The 15,526-nt window shown below is 75.1% G+C and carries 11 protein-coding genes; 5 read left to right on the forward strand and 6 right to left on the reverse strand.

From position 1 onward, the window contains the following. Positions 1-164: 164 nt before the first annotated feature. The 3 genes from JOE63_RS01010 (at position 165) to JOE63_RS01020 (ending at position 3,470) form a co-directional block, all read left to right on the forward strand. Positions 165-572 (forward strand): ArsR/SmtB family transcription factor, encoded by a 408-nt coding sequence (locus JOE63_RS01010; protein WP_087470363.1) that lies wholly within the window; start codon positions 165-167, stop codon positions 570-572. Beyond that, the gene (locus JOE63_RS01015) at positions 569-1,606 is read left to right on the forward strand and encodes a cation diffusion facilitator family transporter (protein ID WP_204538410.1); all 1,038 of its coding nucleotides are present in this window, start codon (positions 569-571) and stop codon (positions 1,604-1,606) included. The genes JOE63_RS01010 and JOE63_RS01015 overlap by 4 nt, the downstream gene beginning before the upstream one ends. Before the next feature lie 217 nt (positions 1,607-1,823). After that, positions 1,824-3,470 (forward strand): ATP-dependent DNA ligase, encoded by a 1,647-nt coding sequence (locus tag JOE63_RS01020; protein WP_087470365.1) that lies wholly within the window; start codon positions 1,824-1,826, stop codon positions 3,468-3,470. 7 nt (positions 3,471-3,477) lie between these two features. On the opposite strand, the gene JOE63_RS01025 is transcribed toward JOE63_RS01020, so the two are convergent. Then, on the reverse strand, positions 3,478-4,089 hold the full coding sequence (locus JOE63_RS01025; protein ID WP_204538413.1) for a hypothetical protein: 612 nt from the start codon (positions 4,087-4,089) through the stop codon (positions 3,478-3,480). 158 nt (positions 4,090-4,247) lie between these two features. After that, positions 4,248-9,377 (reverse strand): glycoside hydrolase domain-containing protein, encoded by a 5,130-nt coding sequence (locus tag JOE63_RS01030; protein ID WP_204538416.1) that lies wholly within the window; start codon positions 9,375-9,377, stop codon positions 4,248-4,250. A gap of 254 nt (positions 9,378-9,631) precedes the next feature. Here JOE63_RS01030 and JOE63_RS01035 point away from each other — a divergent pair, with 254 nt between their 5' ends. Continuing rightward, positions 9,632-9,925, forward strand: coding sequence for a hypothetical protein (locus JOE63_RS01035; RefSeq protein ID WP_087470368.1), 294 nt, complete (start codon positions 9,632-9,634; stop codon positions 9,923-9,925). 163 nt (positions 9,926-10,088) lie between these two features. Here the strand turns inward: JOE63_RS01035 and JOE63_RS01040 are convergent, their stop codons facing one another. Further along, positions 10,089-12,074, reverse strand: coding sequence for a BTAD domain-containing putative transcriptional regulator (locus JOE63_RS01040; protein ID WP_307839884.1), 1,986 nt, complete (start codon positions 12,072-12,074; stop codon positions 10,089-10,091). A 168-nt stretch (positions 12,075-12,242) separates the two neighbouring features. On the opposite strand from JOE63_RS01040, the gene JOE63_RS01045 reads away from it, so the two are divergent. Then, complete coding sequence (locus JOE63_RS01045; protein WP_204538419.1) at positions 12,243-13,115, forward strand: alpha/beta hydrolase; 873 nt, start codon at positions 12,243-12,245, stop codon at positions 13,113-13,115. A 33-nt stretch (positions 13,116-13,148) separates the two neighbouring features. On the opposite strand, the gene JOE63_RS01050 is transcribed toward JOE63_RS01045, so the two are convergent. The 3 genes from JOE63_RS01050 to JOE63_RS01060 all read right to left on the reverse strand — a co-directional run bounded on the left by JOE63_RS01050 (position 13,149) and on the right by JOE63_RS01060 (position 15,371). Further along, entirely contained in the window at positions 13,149-13,913 is a 765-nt protein-coding gene (locus JOE63_RS01050; RefSeq protein WP_204538422.1) for an SAM-dependent methyltransferase, read from the reverse strand. Positions 13,914-13,970: 57 nt separating this feature from the next. Continuing rightward, complete coding sequence (locus tag JOE63_RS01055) at positions 13,971-14,636, reverse strand: flavin reductase family protein (protein ID WP_204538425.1); 666 nt, start codon at positions 14,634-14,636, stop codon at positions 13,971-13,973. A gap of 105 nt (positions 14,637-14,741) precedes the next feature. Beyond that, on the reverse strand, positions 14,742-15,371 hold the full coding sequence (locus JOE63_RS01060; RefSeq protein ID WP_239576573.1) for a PAS and ANTAR domain-containing protein: 630 nt from the start codon (positions 15,369-15,371) through the stop codon (positions 14,742-14,744). Between the last annotated feature and the right edge of the window lie 155 nt (positions 15,372-15,526).

Genomic DNA, 15,526 nt, shown 5'->3' on the forward strand with positions numbered 1-15,526 from the left:
TCAGGAAACCCTGTACCAAGCAGGGGCCACCCTCACCGCAGCCGCAGCCCCGACCCACCCGACCCGAGCCGCCGAACCCGGGGTTGCTCCTCAGGGCGCGGCGGCCGTGGGGAACAACCCCGGGTTCGGCGCCGTGGTGGCGCAGGCTCCGTTAGTATCTGCGTATGCGTGAAGATACGAAGGTCTGCACCTTTGGCGTGGAGAGCCAGTACGTCGAGCTCGCGGCCGAGGTGTTCTCGCTGCTCGCTGACGCGACGCGCGTCCGGATCGTCCTCGCCCTGCGCGACACCGAGCTGCCGGTCAACGCGCTCGCGGAGATCGTCGGCAAGTCCCCGACGGCGGTCTCGCAGCACCTCGCCAAGCTCCGCTGGGGCCGCATCGTCCGCGCCCGCCAGGAGGGCAACCGCGTGTTCTACTCGCTCGTCGACGAGCACGCGCGCACGCTCGTGACCCAGGCCGTCTTCCAGGCGCAGCACGCCGTGGACGACCACCCCGCGCACCACGCCGACGATGCGCACGGCGCGCTCGACGGGTCCTCCCCCACCGCCGGGGACGCCGAGGCGCGGCGTTGAGCACGACCCGCCCGGCCGCCGTCGACCACGACCACGACCACGACCACGACCACGACCACGACCACGACCACGACCACGACCACGACCATCCTCACCCGAGCGGGCTGCGCGGCTGGCTGCACGAGGTGTTCGTGCCGCACTCGCACGACGCGGCCGACTCGATCGACGACGAGCTCGTCGCGAGCGGGCAGGGCATCCGGGCGGTCAAGGTGTCGCTCGTGGTGCTCGGCGCGACGGCGCTGGCGCAGCTCGGCATCGTCGCGGTCAGCGGCTCGGTCGCGCTGCTCGCGGACACCGTCCACAACCTCTCCGACGCGCTCACGGCCGTGCCGCTGTGGATCGCGTTCGTGCTCGGGCGCCGCGCCGCGACGCGCCGGTACACCCACGGCTACGGCCGGGCCGAGGACCTCGCGGGGCTGTTCATCGTCGCGATGATCGCCCTCTCGGCGGTCGTCGCGGGCGTCGAGTCGGTGCGACGCCTCGCGGATCCCCAGCCTGTGGACAACCTGGGCTGGGTGATCGCCGCGGGGGTCGTCGGTTTCGCGGGCAACGAGGCGGTCGCCGTGTACCGCATCCGCGTCGGGCGCCGCATCGGCTCGGCCGCTCTCGTCGCGGACGGCGTGCACGCGCGCACCGACGGGTTCACGTCGCTCGCAGTCGTGCTCGGTGCGCTCGGCGTCCTCGCGGGCCTCCCCCTCGCGGACCCGCTCGTCGGGCTGCTCATCACCGTCGCGATCCTCGTGCTCCTGTGGGGCACCGCGCGCGACGTCGGGCGCCGGCTCCTCGACGGCGTCGACCCGGACCTCACCGACCGTGCGCGCCAAGCGCTCGACGGCGTGGACGGGCTAGAGGGCGTGGACGACGTCCGCCTGCGCTGGTCGGGGCACCGCCTGGCCGTCCAGGCGCGCGTCCTCGTGCCGCCGCAGACTCCGGTCGCCGCCGCCGACCAGGTCACGGCCGCCGCCGACACGGCGCTGCGACGTGCACTGCCGTCGGTCGGGACGGTCGACGTCGTGGTGGCGCCCACCCGCTGACCGGCTGCCGCCCCGGCCGGCACAGACCCGCGCCTCGCCGCCGAGCCCGGGGTTCACGGCTACGCGTTGCCGCCGAACCCGGGGTTGCGCGTGATCGGCGACCCGACGTGCCACACAGACCCGGGTTCGACGCCGGGCGGGGGCGACGGCTCCCGGCAGAGATCCGGGTTCGGCACCGTGGGAGCGCGGGCGTGGGTGGTCGGCGTGAGGATGGAGCATGCTGCTCGCCGAGGTCGCCGCCACGTCCGACGCCGTCGCCGCCACCCGCTCGCGCCTCGCCAAGCGCTCTGCCATCGCGGACCTGCTGCGCCGCGTCGCCGACGACGCCGGCCCGGCCGGCATACCTGACGACACCGACGGCGCAGACACCCGCGACGAGGTGGAGATCGCCGTCGCGTACCTCGCGGGCGAGCTGCGCCAGCGGCGCACGGGACTCGGGTGGCGCTCGCTGCGCGACCTGCCCACCCCGGCCGAGGAGCCGAGACTCACGCTGACCGCGGTCGACGCCGCGTTCGCGCGCATGGCCGGTCTCTCCGGTCCCGGCTCGGCGACGGCCCGCCAGGCCGAGGCCGGCGCGCTGTTCGGTGCCGCGACGGCGCGCGAGCAGTCGCTCCTCGCGGGGCTCGTCTCGGGCGAGCTGCGGCAGGGCGCGCTGGACTCCGTGGTGGTCGACGCGGTCGCCGAGGCGTCGGAGGTCCCCGCCGACGCAGTGCGCCGCGCGGTCATGCTCGCCGGAGCCACAGGACCGGTCGCGCGCGCCGCGCTGACGGCCGGGAGCCCCGATGCTGCGACCGAGGCCCTCGCGACGTTCCGGCTCACGGTCGGCCGTCCCGTCCGGCCGATGCTCGCGCAGTCAGCGCCCGACGTCGGTGCCGCGCTCGAGAAGCTCGGCGCCGGACCCGGCGAGGGAGCCGCAGAGGGCGAGCACCCGCCGTCGGGCACCGCGGTGGCCGTGGACGTGAAGCTCGACGGGATCCGCATCCAGGTGCACCGCGACGGCGACGACGTGCGCGTGTTCACCCGCTCGCTCGACGACATCACCGAGCGCGTCCCGGAGATCGTCGCCGCGGCGCGGGCCCTGGCCGCCCGGGCGCTCGTGCTCGACGGCGAGGCGCTCGTCGTCGGGCCCGACGGCGTCCCGCGCCCGTTCCAGGAGACCGCCGCCCGCTCCGCGACCCAGGGCGAGCGCAGCCCCGCCGAGGAGGCCGAGCTCGCGGCGTCGCTCGAGCTGTCGCCATTCTTCTTCGACGCCTTGCACGTCGACGGCCGCGACCTGCTCGACGAGCCGCTGCGCGACCGGCTCGCGGTGCTCGACGACGTGGCGGGCCCCCACGCCGTGCGGCGCCTCGTCACCGACGACCCCGACGCCGCGACCGCGTTCTTCGAGAGCGCGGTGGCCGAGGGGCAGGAGGGCGTCGTCGTGAAGTCGCTCGACACCCCCTACGCGGCCGGGCGGCGCGGCGCGGGCTGGGTCAAGGTCAAGCCCCGGCACACGCTCGACCTCGTCGTGCTCGCGGTCGAGCAGGGCTCGGGCCGCCGCCGCGGGTGGCTGTCGAACATCTGGCTCGGTGCGCGCGACCCCGACGGCGGGTTCGTCATGCTCGGCAAGACGTTCAAGGGCATGACGGACGAGATGCTGGAGTGGCAGACGCGCCGGTTCCGCGAGCTGGAGACGTCCGACGACGGGTACGTCGTGCACGTGCGACCGGAGCAGGTCGTCGAGATCGCGTTCGACGGGCTCCAGCGGTCCACCCGCTACCCCGGCGGCCTCGCGCTCCGGTTCGCGCGCGTGCTGCGCTACCGCGACGACAAGACCGCCGACGAGGCCGACACGATCGACGGGGTGCGCGCGCTCGCGCGGTAGGGCGCGGTCAGCGCGGGCGGGCCGAGGGGTCCGGCGCGACGAGCCGGACGGTGCCGACCCGGTCGACGCGCGCCCGCCGGCCGGTCGCGTGGTCGAGCACGTCGACGACGTCGTCCTCCGGCGGCACCGTCACGGTGAACAGCGGCCGGCTCCCGCCGAGCGCCGGGTACGGCTGGAGCGCACTCACCCCGACCTCGGCGCGCGACCTCTGCTCCGACGTCAGCCGCGCCCAGGAGAGGCGTTCGCGCAGCCAGGTGGGCTGCGTCTCGACCGACCGGGGGAACCGCTCCAGGTCGCGGGCGAACTCGGCGGGCCTGGCCGGGGGCAGGAAGCCGGGTTCGGTGTCGAAGTCGTACGACGCGTCGACCTCGCCGTCGGCGCGCACCGTCAGCGAGAGTGTGAACCAGGCGCCCAGACCGGTCGGCGCGGTGACGGTCCGCAGCTCGGCGAGCGCCGCCGCGAACGCCGAGGAGGTCGGCTTCTGCGCGGGTGGGGGTGGCCATCCGCCGACGACCGACACGTGCTCTTGCGTCCGGTCGGCCACGACGAACGCGCGGCAGGACAGCTCGTCCCAGGGCGCGGTCTGCGCCGCTGCCAGCTCCCGCGCCAGCACCGTCACCAGACGCCTCTGCGCCTCGACCGACATCGCACGCCTCCCGTCCCGGTCCCTGGACCGGGACCGACCTCCGGGAATTCTGCCGCACCCCGCCAGGGCACCCGGAGACGAGCGTGCCCGCGTCACGGCACGAGGCCGTGACGCGGGCACGTCGGGTGCGGTCAGCAGGTCGGGACGGTGACCGTCTGCTCGACCGTCTGCTCGCCGTCCGCGCCGGTGGCGGTCACGGTGACCACGAGGTCACCAGTCACGCCGCGGGCCGCGAACGACTGGTAGGCGTTCGCCCCGGGCGCGACGCCCGCGAACGTCTTGGTCCCCACCGCCGAGGCGATCTCGACGTCGACCGCCTCGCCCGAGACGTTGTCCGCGCGGACCGCCACGTAGGGCTTCCCGGCGAGGCAGCGCGGGCTGAGCGTGACCTCGACGAGCTCGACGTCGGCCGGCTCCTCCAGGGCGTCGATCGCTCCCTGCAGCGCGAGGCGTGCGTCGCGCAGCGCCTCGTCCGACGCCGCGGCGTCGTCCCGGGTCTCGGTCGCCGCGGCGAGCGCCGTGCGGAACGCCTGCCACGACTCGGGGCTGTACCCCTCGTCGGTCAGGGCCTCCGCGCTCGTCACGAGGTTCTCGAGCCGACGACGCTCGGCCGGCACGAGCTGGTCGGTCGCCAGCCCGAGGCGGCGCGCCCGCTCGTCGACCTGCGCCTGGGTGGCGCCGTCGGTACCGAGCAGCGTGCGCGCGGCGGCGAGCTCGCGCGAGAAGACGCCCGCGTCGATCCGGCCGTAGCGGTCGATCTCCGCCTCGAACGTCGCGGCGTCCTCGACGGACGCGGCGAGCGCCCCGGTGTCCGTGGAGGGAGCCTCGACGTCGTACGCGTCGGTGAAGAACCGCATGCTGTCGAGGTTCGCGACGTACGGGTGGTCGGCGTACGCCTCGGTGGACAGGCGCACCCACACCTGGTGCTTGCCGCGCACCGTGCTCGGCAGGTCGACGACGGCGGTCCCGTCCGTCGTCCAGCTCGACCCGGTGTTCGCCAGCGGGACGGTGACGAACGGCTCGCCCGGGTTCGCCGGGTCGAACGCGTCGAGGTACACCGACAGCGCGGAGTTCCGCCCGGACCGGTTCGAGTTGTGCACGTAGTGCACGGAGAGCTGGTCGAGCGCGGCGGAGCCGAGGTCGATCTCGCCGTACGCGAGCCAGTCGCCGTCCGCGGTGCCGCCGACGTTCGTCACCGGACCGCTCGTCCACGTCGAGCTCTCGTTCTTCAGCCCGCGGCCGGAGTTCGACGTCCAGGCCTCCGACTCGACGACGACCGACGTCGGGCCGCCCGGCGCGAACGTCAGGCTGTCGAGGTTCGCGACGTACGGGTGGTCGGCGTACGCCTCGGTCGACAGGCGCACGAACACCTCGTGCGTCCCCTGCACCGTCTCCGGCAGGACGACGGTCGCCGTCCCGTCGGCGGTCCAGCTCGAACCGGTCGTCGGCAGCGGCACGGTGACGAACGGCTCGCCCGGGTTCGCCGGGTCGAACGCGTCGAGGTACACCGACAGCGCCGAGTTGTTCCCGGACCGGTTCGAGTTGTGCACGTAGTGGACCGACAGCTCGCCGAGCGGGAGCTCGCCGAGGTCGACCGCGCCGTAGGCGATCCAGTCGCCGTCCGCGGTCCCGCCGACGTTCGTCACCGGCCCGCTCGTCCACGTCGAGGACTCCTTCTTGAGCCCGCGACCGGAGTTGGCGGTCCAGTCCTCGGCCTCGATCGTCACCGCCGGCGACTCGCCCGGCTGGCCCGGGGCCGCCGGGTCCTCGGCGCTGAACCGGAACCAGTCGAAGTTGCCGACCCAGCTCCGGCCCGACGGCGCGAGCAGCTCGAACGTGACGGCCTTCGCGTCGACGAGCGCCTGGACGTCGCCGAGCTCCGCCGTCACCTCGGTGTACTTGCCCCAGCCGCTCGTGCCCTTCAGGTCGACGGTCGCGACCACGGGGCCGGTCACGTCGCCGGCGTGCACGCGCACGGTGCTCGGCGTGTCCGTCGGGGCGAAGCTCGTGTCGTACCGGACCGTGAGGAAGCGCGGCGGGGTGTCCCCGGCGGCGGTCTCGAAGGTCATGTCGCGGTACTGCACCCACGACCCGGAGCGCACGCCGCCGAGGTTGCCGGACGAGCTGTTCGCCTCGTTCTTCAGCTCGCCGCCCGACCACGCCTCGGACTGCTCGGCCTCGAGCGTGCGGTAGCCGCCGCCCGTGAGGTCGAGCGCGTCGATCGCCGCGCCGAGCCGGTCGGCCGCGAACCGCAGCGCGATGCTCGTCGCGGCCTCGTCCGCGAGGGCGTCCTGCGCCTGGGTCAGCGCGGTGGAGAACCGGTCGAACGTCACCGAGGAGTAGTTGCCGTGCCGCACGAGCACGGCGTCGTCGACGAGCCCGGCGAGCGCGTCGCGCTCGGCGGACGCCACGGACAGGCGCAGCGGGGAGAGCACGGAGACGCCCTGCCCGCGGAGCGACGACGCGGCGACGCCGTCGTCGAGCACGCCGTCGCCCAGGTGGACGTAGAAGCGCGCGTCGGCGGACGCCGTCCCCGTCAGGGAGACGGTGAGCGCGGTCGGCGACGCGACCGTCACGGCCGCCGTGACGCCGTCGGGCAGCCCGACGACGCTCGCCGCCCCGCTCGCGACGAGGTCCGCGCCCGCGGACCCGGCGAACCGGGCACCGTCGAGCGTGAGCGTCACGGTCGCGTCGAGCGCCCCGCCGTCGCCGGTCTGGACCGTCGTCGGGTCGGCGCTGACGCGCGGGCCCTCGGCCGGCTCGTCCGTGGCGGTGCTCATCGAGAACGCGGGCTCGGTGTCCGTGCCCCAGTCGCTCGGCTGCTCGCCCATGCGGAACGCGAGATCCGCGCCCCCGATCACGGTCTCGTAGTCGACCCACGTGTTGCCGAACGGCGCGCCGTCGAGCGTCGCCGACTGGACGTAGAACGCGTCCTCGGAGACGCCGTCGGCCGTCACGGTGAAGGCGCTGCCGTCGTCGTAGGTGATGGTCGTGGAGTCGAAGAACGGCGACCCGACCTGGAACTCGGACGACCCGGCGGTCACCGGGAACAGCCCGACGGCCGCGGCGACGAACATCGTCGACATCGTGCCGGCGTCGTTGTCCATCGTGGGGAGCATGCCGCGCGGGTCGAGCTGGTAGACCTTCGTCTTCACGGGCGGCGTGAACTCCCCGCCGCCGCTCGGGACCGCGCTGGAGGAGCCGGTCGCGATGTACCGGTTCCAGGTCTCCTTCGTGTAGATCGCGCGCGCCCACTTCTGCGTCAGGCTCGGCTCGCCCGTGTAGTTGAAGAGGTACGGCGCCTGCAGGTCGATCTCGTTGGCGTTCGAGTGGAGCATCGCCTTGCCGTCGTCCGGCGCGTGCTCGCCGAACATGTGGCGCATCGCGAGGCGGGCCGCCTCGGGGCCGCCCATCGCCTCGATCAGCGCGTCCATGTCGTACGCGTCGTACCAGTGGTACTGCCAGAGCGTGCCCTGGTAGAGGCTCGCGGCCTCGAACTTCGCGTAGTCGGCGGTCTGCCACGATCCGTCGGCGGCGCGCGGCGTGAGCAGGCCGACCTGCGTGCCGTCGGCCGCGGTCCACGCGCCCGGCTTGGTGAGCTTCTCGATCGGCCACGACGCCTGCTCGCGCATCGTCTGCGCCTCGTCCGTCAGGCCGAGCTCGTCCGCGATCACGGACAGGCCGTACTGGTCGTAGCCGCGCTGCACCGACGCGCCGGGGTTGCCCGCCACGTACCCGCGCTGGAGCTCGTCCGCGCTGTACTGCCCGGCGAGCCGCTTGAGCGCCGGGTACGCCTCGTCGAGGCGGTCGAACCCGTCGAAGCCCTTGGCGATCGCGTCCGCGACCACGAGGGACGACCGCTCCCAGCGGACCGTCGGGACCGAGTGCACGAACCCGCCGAGGCCGCTGCCCGTGCCGGTCGCCTCGGCGTCCGCGAACAGGTAGACGAGCGACTGCACCATGTCGCGGTACAGCGCCGGGTCGATGTAGGCGATGACGGAGAACTTGCGGAAGTCGTCCCACGTGGCCCACGAGTCGTAGTACGTGAAGCCCTGCGCGGCGTGCACCGCGCCGTCGACGCCACGGTACGTGCCCGACGTGCTCGTCGCGTTCATCGGCATGGCGAACATGCGGTAGAGGTGCGTGTAGAAGAGCTTCTGCAGCTCGCCCGTCGGGTCCGTCGCCGTCGAGGCGTCGATCGCGACCCGCCCGAGCGTGGCGTTCCACTCGGCCCGCGTGCGGTCACGGATCGCGTCGAAGGACAGCTCCCCGAGCTCGACCTGCTGGTCGATCCGCGCCTGCTCGACGCTCACCGGCGACAGCGTGACCTGCAGGCCGACGTCCCCCGCGTCGGCCGGGTCGAACGTGAGGACCGCGCCGGTGTCGACGCCGTCCTGGGCCGTCGCGTCGACGAGCTTGTCGTCGTCGCCCCACGTCTGCACCGTCGCGGGCTGGAGCGTGCGCGCCGTGTAGTACAGCGTGTAGGCGGCGTTGTAGAAGTAGCCGGTGACCTGCCCGGACAGCTCCACGGTGCCGTCCGCGCGCGTCTCCACCTGCACCGAGGACGACCGGCGGCTCGTGTTGTTCGTCTCCAGGTCGACGACGAGGCTCGGCGTCGAGCCCTCGGGGAACGCGTAGCGGTGCGCGCCCGAGCGCGTGGTCGCGGCGACCTCGGCCTCGATGGTGCCCGGCGCGGCCGCGATGGCGCCGTCCTTGCCCGCGGTGTTGCCGAGCCCGACGGAGTAGAAGCCCGGGCCGGCCTGCTCGTCGTCGTGCGAGAAGGTGTGCGCGTACGTGCCCGTGCCCGGCCGCGCGGTGTACGACCCGGAGGTCGGGACCACGAGGATGTCACCACCGCCGCCGGAGCCCCCCACCCCGTCGAGGTTGGTGTGCGTGAAGCCCGAGATCTTCGACTGCGCGTAGTCGTAGCCGGTGTTGTTGCGGCCCGGGGTCGTGCGCGGGTTCACCTTGGCGAGGCCGTTCGGTGCCTGCGCGGCGGGCATGTCGTTGCCGTAGTCGCCCTCGGTGCCGACGAACACGTCGACGAGCGACGCGAGGTCGCTCTCGGCGGCGGGCGCCGCGGGGGCCGCGACCGCGGCGGCGGGCGGCAGGACGCCGACGGCGAGGGCGGCGGCGAGAGCCCCGGCGAGGGCTCCGCCGAGCCGGCTGCGGCGGCCTCGTCGGGGGTGGGGGTCGGACGTCGGGCTGGCCCCGCGTCGTCCGACAGCGCTGTCAAGACGCGCGGCAGATGGTCTGGCCACGAAAGATCTCCTTGGGGGGGTCGTGCCGAGGCTGCTCCGCCTCGCCGCCCTCACGGTACGTGCCGCACCCACCGACCTCAAGACCCCGGCGCTGAAGTTCACCTGCCCGACCGGTCCGCGTCTCCGGGTCGACACCCCGCCCGACCCCACTTGAAAGTGGCCCTCACAAAGTCTTGTCATGTGGTCCCGCTGGCCGCCATCATCATCCCTGCCGCCCAACGAGGGGCGGCGACGAGAGATAGGCAGATTCCTCGATGAAGAAGAAGTTCCTCGGTGTGGTGCTCGGCCTCGGCCTCGCGCTCGGCGCCACCGTCCTCCCTGCCGGCGCCGCCAGCGCGAACGCCGGCTTCACCTGCACCGCGGGTCGCACGGCGACCTTCACCTCCGCGAAGCCGTTCACGGTTCGCGTCATCACGTCCACGACGAACCGCCTCTACACGGCGCGGCTGATCGGCTCGCAGTACAAGGTGTACTCCGGCGTGTCGACCGTCGCGCAGTGGAGCGTCCCGACCGGCGTCGGCCCGGTCACGGCCTCCTGCTCGTACTGACGCGCGAGCACGCAGGGCACACCGCCCTGCGTGCCCGTCAGGCTGTGGTGCCGGTCATCGGCGCGGTCGACCCGAGCCCGCAGCGGGCACGAGCGACACCGCCACGCACCCCCGACGCGGGTGGCGAGCCGACGGCGACCATCGACCACGGCGACGTGCTCGCCTAGGTCCGACGACCGTCGATCCGGTCGAGCCACGCCCGGACCGGGCCGAGCGACACAAGGCCCGAGCCTCCCCCGGCGAGCTCGTCGGGCACTCGCGCGAGCGCGTGCCGGGCACGCCGCGCGAGGCCGGCGTCCCCGAGCCGGACGGCGGCCTCGGCCACGAGCGCCCACCGCAGCTCGCGCAGGTGGTCGGCCGGGGGCTCGGGGGCTGCGCGGACCAGGTCCGCGGCGGCCTCGCGGTCACCCGCGTCGAGCGCGAGCAGCGGCGCGACCCACGGCGCGTACGGCCCCGGGTCGCCGAGCCCGGCGAGCGGGCGGCCGTGGCGGAGCCGCACCGTGAGCAGCGCGAGCGGGAGCAGCCCGTCGCGCACGCCCGGCATGCGCACCCCGGCCAGCAGGTCGTCGGCGGCCCGGTACGCGCGCGCCGCGGCGTCGGGCGGCGCGGTCTCGGCGTCGCGCATCGCCCGGTACCAGGCCGTGAGCATGGGGACCACGGGCGACTCGTACCCGGCCGCGACGTCCTCCGCCGCGGCGGCGTGGGCGTCGGCGTCGCCGAACCGCCCGTCTCCCGCGGCGGCCTGCATCCGGACGAGGTGCCCGAGGATCGCGAACGTCGGCAGGTCGTGGGCGGCGGCGAGCTCGACGAGCTCGGCGCCGGTCGCCTCCCGCTCGGCGCCCGCGCCCGGGCGTTGGAACGACTGGAGGAACCGGGCGTTGAGCGCGAGCGCGAGCGTCCCCGGGTCGCCGACGTCGCGCGCGACGCCGACCGCGTCCTGGGCCGCGGCCCACGCCCACGCGTCGCGCGTCCCCCGGTGCTCGATCCCGACGACGGCGAGCAGCCGCGCCCGCAGCACGGGGCTCGCCGCGGGGCCCAACCGGTGCAGCGTGCGCCGCGCGACGCCGACGAGCGCGGCGGCCGCCTCGGGGTCGTCGCTCCGGGTCCAGACGGCCGGGACGTCGTACGCCGTGACCGTGCGCGCGGTGAGCACCGGGTCGCCCGTGGCCTCCGCAGCGAGCGCCGCCGCGACCCGCTGCTGCTGCGCGGTCGCGAGGTGGTCTCCCCCGGCGATCGCGAGCGTGCGCGCGACGTCGACCGTGGACCGCAGGTGGGTGCGCGAGGTCGGGGCCGTGACCGCGAGGCGGGGGCCCGGCGTCGGGCCGTCGAGCGACGGCGCCTGGTCGAGCACGTCGCGCTCGAGACGCGCGAGCTCCGGTCCGGGGTCGAGGCCGAGCTCGTCGGCGAGCCGGCGGCGCGCCCGGCGCACGACGTCGAGCGCGTCGGACTGGCGGCCCTCGCGGTACAGCGCGAGGACCAGCAGCGCCCACGCGTGCTCGCGCCACGGGTGCGCGGCGGCGTGCGGGTCGAGCGCGGCGACCGCCTCGCCCGGGCGCCCCTCCGCGAGCAGCGCCTCGGCGAGCAGCTCGACCGCCCGCGCGTGCACCTCGGCGAGGTGCCGCCGCTCCGCCCGCACCCACGCGCGGTCCGGCAGGTCGGCGAACGGCTCCCCGCGCCACGCCGCGACCGCGTCCTGCAGCGCACGCGTGCCCGACGGCGCGTCCCCGGCCCCGGACCCCGGCGCGGCGCCGGGTGCGGCGGCGGCCCGACCGTGCGTCGTGCGTCCACCGACCGGGGCGACGGCCGACTCCAGCCGCGCCGCGTCGAGCGCCCCGTCCGGGAGCCGCAGCGCGTAGCCGCCGTGCTCGGTGACGAGCAGGCGCGGCCGTGTGCGCGGTGCGCGCCCGGGTTCCAGGCGACGGCGCAGGTCGCCGACGAACGTCGCGAGGGCACCGCGCCGGGCGCGGAGGTCGTGCTCCGCGGCGTCGTCCCACAGGTCCGCGGCGAGCCGCTCGAACGACACCGGACGCCCGCGCGCGGCCGCCAGCCGCGCCATGAGCTCGCGCTGACGCGGCCCGCCCGGGTCGACCTCCGCGCCGTCGCGCAGCAGCCGGACCGGCCCGAGCACCTCGACGCGCAGCTCCACCACCCGGCCATTCTCGCCGCACGTCGACACGACGGCGAAGACGACGGCGCGTGCGCGCGGCCCCGCGGCACGCGGCACTGATCGGACGCTGATCCACCGCTCCGAGGATGGTCACGAGCCGCCCGGGCACGACCTGCGGCGGCTCGCACCACCCCGAGAGAGGACCCACCCATGCACATCCCCGGCTTCGAGACCCGCACCGTCGAGGTCGCGCCCGGCGTCGCGCTGCGCGCGGAGACCGCGGGCGAGGGCACGCCCGTCGTCCTGCTGCACGGCTTCCCCCAGACCCGCCACATGTGGCGGCACGTCGCCGTCGACCTCGCGCGCGACCACCACGTCGTCGTGCCCGACCTGCGCGGCTACGGCGACAGCGCCAAGCCCGCCGCGACCACGCCCGACGTCTACGCCAAGCGCACCATGGGCGCCGACGTCGTCGCGCTCGCCGACGCGCTGGACGTCGACCGGTTCGTCCTCGTCGGCCACGACCGGGGCGCGCTCGTCGCGTTCCGCGCCGCGCTCGACCACCCGGACCGGGTGAGCAGGCTGGGCATCCTCGACGTGGTGCCCACGCTCGACACGTGGGGCGTGCTGCACGGCGTGGACGCCGCGGTCGCTTTCCACCTCTACCTCATGGCGCAGCCCCCGGGCCTGCCCGAGGTGATGATCCGCCACAGCGCCGACGCGTTCTTCGGGTCCTTCCTCGACGCGTGGACCCGGAACCCTGCGGCGATCCCCGCCGACGTCAGGGCCCACTACCTGGAGGCGAGCCGGGACGCCGTCGACTCGATCGTGGCCGACTACCGCGCGACCGCCACGATCGATATCGAGCACGACCAGGCGTCGCTCGACGCCGGCGACCGGCTCGCCATGCCCGTCACCGTGGTCCAGCAGGACTGGGGCGCGCAGCTCGGGTACGACGCCGCGGGCGTCTGGCGCCGCTGGGCACCGGACCTGGAGCACCTCACGACGACGGCCGGGCACTTCATGGCCGAGGAGGCCCCGGCCGACGTCGCGGCGGTTGTGCGGGCGCTCGGCCGGCGCTGACCGTCCGGCCCCGCGGTCCCACCGCGGCCGTGCTCAGCCGCCCGTCACGGCGGCGCGCCCCGGGTGCAGGAGGAGCGTGACGAACCCGAGGCCGCCGCGGTACCCGTGGAGCCAGCCGTCACGGTGCTTCTCGACCTCGGCCAGCACCTCGCGCGCCTCGGGGTCGTCCGGGTGCTCGACGGCCCACCGCGCGGGCGCCCCGGTCCACGCCCACTCGTAGCCGTCCCACTCCTCCTGCGTGCTGACGTGCCCGTGCACCGTCGCCCAGCCGCGCTGCGTCGCGAGGTCGACGGTGCCGGGCAGGTCGAGGTACTCGTCCGCCGACGCCCCGCCCAGCCCGTCGAGCACGGCCTGCGTCGGGGGCGCGGGCCAGAAGCAGTCGCCGAGCAGGAGGAGGCCGTCGGTCGCGAGGTGGCCGCGCGCGGCGTCGAGCGTCGGGCCGAGGCCCCCGAACGCGTAGGCGGCGCCCACGCTGAGCACGGCGTCGAACGGCGCGTCGCCCGCGTACTCCTGCGCGTCCCCCTGGACCAGCGTCAGCCGGTCCGCGACGCCTGCGGCGACGGCCTGGGCGAGCGTCTGCTCGAACCCGACGTCGGACGTGTCCACCCCGACCGCGGTGAGCGAGGGGTGCTGCCGCAGCGCCCGCAGGAGCCAGGTCCCGTCACCGCACCCGAGGTCGAGGACGGACCCCCGACCCCCGACCGCCCGCCGCAGCAGGTCGTCGACGCGCGCGTCGCTCAGCGGCGACGCGATCGGGTGGTCGGAGTGCGCGAGCCGTACGAGCGTGGATCGTCCCATCGCAGCACCGTAGGCCGGACGCCGGTCCGCGTCAGCACGTTTTCGGGCGCCCCCTGCTCAGCGGTACCAGTCCTCGTCGATCGTCGCCAGGCGCGACGGGTGCGCCTCGGGCCCGAGGCCGTAGAACCGCTGGAAGCTCATGAGGAGCGGGCGCCAGCGGTCGGGGTCGACGCGGTGCGCGGCCCCCGGCACGCGGATGCTCTCGTGGACGTGGACCCGCGTCACGCGGACCTCGAACGCGACGAGCGACCCGGCGCGCGCGGCGTCGTCGCGACCGAGCGGGTGCGCGTGCACGAGCCGCGCCTCGACCGCGACGGGGCACTGCGCGGCGCGCGGCGGCGCGACCGTGTCCGACGCGACGGGTGTCAGCCCGGCGCGGGCGAACTTGTCCGGCTCGTAGCGGTAGCCCACGGACGCCTTGCGGTCCGGGACCGGGTCGCGCCCGGTCGTCAGGGCGAGGCGGTCGACGGCGTCGACCTCGGCCGTCGAGGGCAGGTTCACCACGACCTCACGCGTCGCGAGGAGGTTGAGCGCCGTCTGCGAGCGCGCGCCGAGGCCGAGCACCGCCGTCCGACCCAGCCAGAACACGGACGACATCGGGGCGAGGTTCGCGCGACCGTCCGCGCCGACCGTGCTGAGCAGCGCGACGGGCGTGCCGAAGTACAGGATCCCCGGGTCGATCACGACGTGCGACGGTGCGGGGCGGGTCGAGGTGGTGGTCATGACCCCAGCCTGACCGGGCGCGTGCACGCCGTCTGGCGGCCGTCGGACGTCGCGTCCGAGGCCCGACGGCAGCGTCTCCGACGGCGGCGCCTCCGACGGCAGCGCCTACGACAGCAGCACGGCGACCCGGTCGGCGCGGTCGTCGTCGGGCCGCGTGCCCTCCTCGACGACCTGCCGGGCGAGCTCGCGCAGGCGGACGTTGCGCTCGTTCGACGCGCGCTTGAGGAGCGCGAACGCCTGCTCGGGCCGGACGCCGAACGCCGCGGCCACGACCCCCTTCGCCTGCTCGATCGGGCCCCGGCTGTCGGCCGCGGCGGCGATGTCCCGCTGCGCCTGCCGTCCGCCCTGCGCACGGACCGGTCGGGTCACGTCGACGAAGTACCCGAGCAGCTCGACGACCCGACCCGTGCCGGGGTCGCGCCGACCCTGGCCGACGACGACGAGGACGCGCTCCCTCCCCCGCGCGTCCATGATCCGGTGCAGGCTCGAGAAGGGCGCACCGTCGCGACGAGCGCGCTCCAGCACGTCCCGGACGCGGTCGCGGTCGTCGGGGTGCTTGTGGGCCAGCACGAGCGACGTCGTCGGCACGACGTCGCCCGGCTCGAAGCCGTGCAGGCGGTACGTCTCGGCCGACCACCACCAGGTGTCGGTCGCCAGGTCGACCCGGTACTGCCCCAGCGTCGTGTCGTCGCCGAGGGACAGCGGGTGCAGGGTTGCGTGATCCTCCAGGGACATGGGTCGTCTCCGTCGTCGTTCAGCGGGTCGTGAGCCAGGTCCAGACTCAGACCGGGACTCTAGTCCGGCGCGGCGTTCCTGCAACCCGCCGCCTGCGCGGAGCGCCGACGCTGCAGGTCGCGTCGCCGAGCGAGCGCCCGGTGGTGGAAGGCTGG

The sequence above is a fragment of the Cellulosimicrobium cellulans genome (assembly GCF_016907755.1).
GTDB lineage: Bacteria > Actinomycetota > Actinomycetes > Actinomycetales > Cellulomonadaceae > Cellulosimicrobium > Cellulosimicrobium cellulans_D.

Coding starts and splice junctions, on each gene's coding strand:
- JOE63_RS01045 (WP_204538419.1), top strand. CDS start 12,243: ATGCACATCCCCGGCTTCGAGACCCGCACCGTCGAGGTCGCGCCCGGC.
- JOE63_RS01010 (WP_087470363.1), top strand. CDS start 165: ATGCGTGAAGATACGAAGGTCTGCACCTTTGGCGTGGAGAGCCAGTAC.
- JOE63_RS01035 (WP_087470368.1), top strand. CDS start 9,632: ATGAAGAAGAAGTTCCTCGGTGTGGTGCTCGGCCTCGGCCTCGCGCTC.
- JOE63_RS01055 (WP_204538425.1), bottom strand. CDS start 14,636: ATGACCACCACCTCGACCCGCCCCGCACCGTCGCACGTCGTGATCGAC.
- JOE63_RS01060 (WP_239576573.1), bottom strand. CDS start 15,371: ATGTCCCTGGAGGATCACGCAACCCTGCACCCGCTGTCCCTCGGCGAC.
- JOE63_RS01020 (WP_087470365.1), top strand. CDS start 1,824: ATGCTGCTCGCCGAGGTCGCCGCCACGTCCGACGCCGTCGCCGCCACC.
- JOE63_RS01050 (WP_204538422.1), bottom strand. CDS start 13,913: ATGGGACGATCCACGCTCGTACGGCTCGCGCACTCCGACCACCCGATC.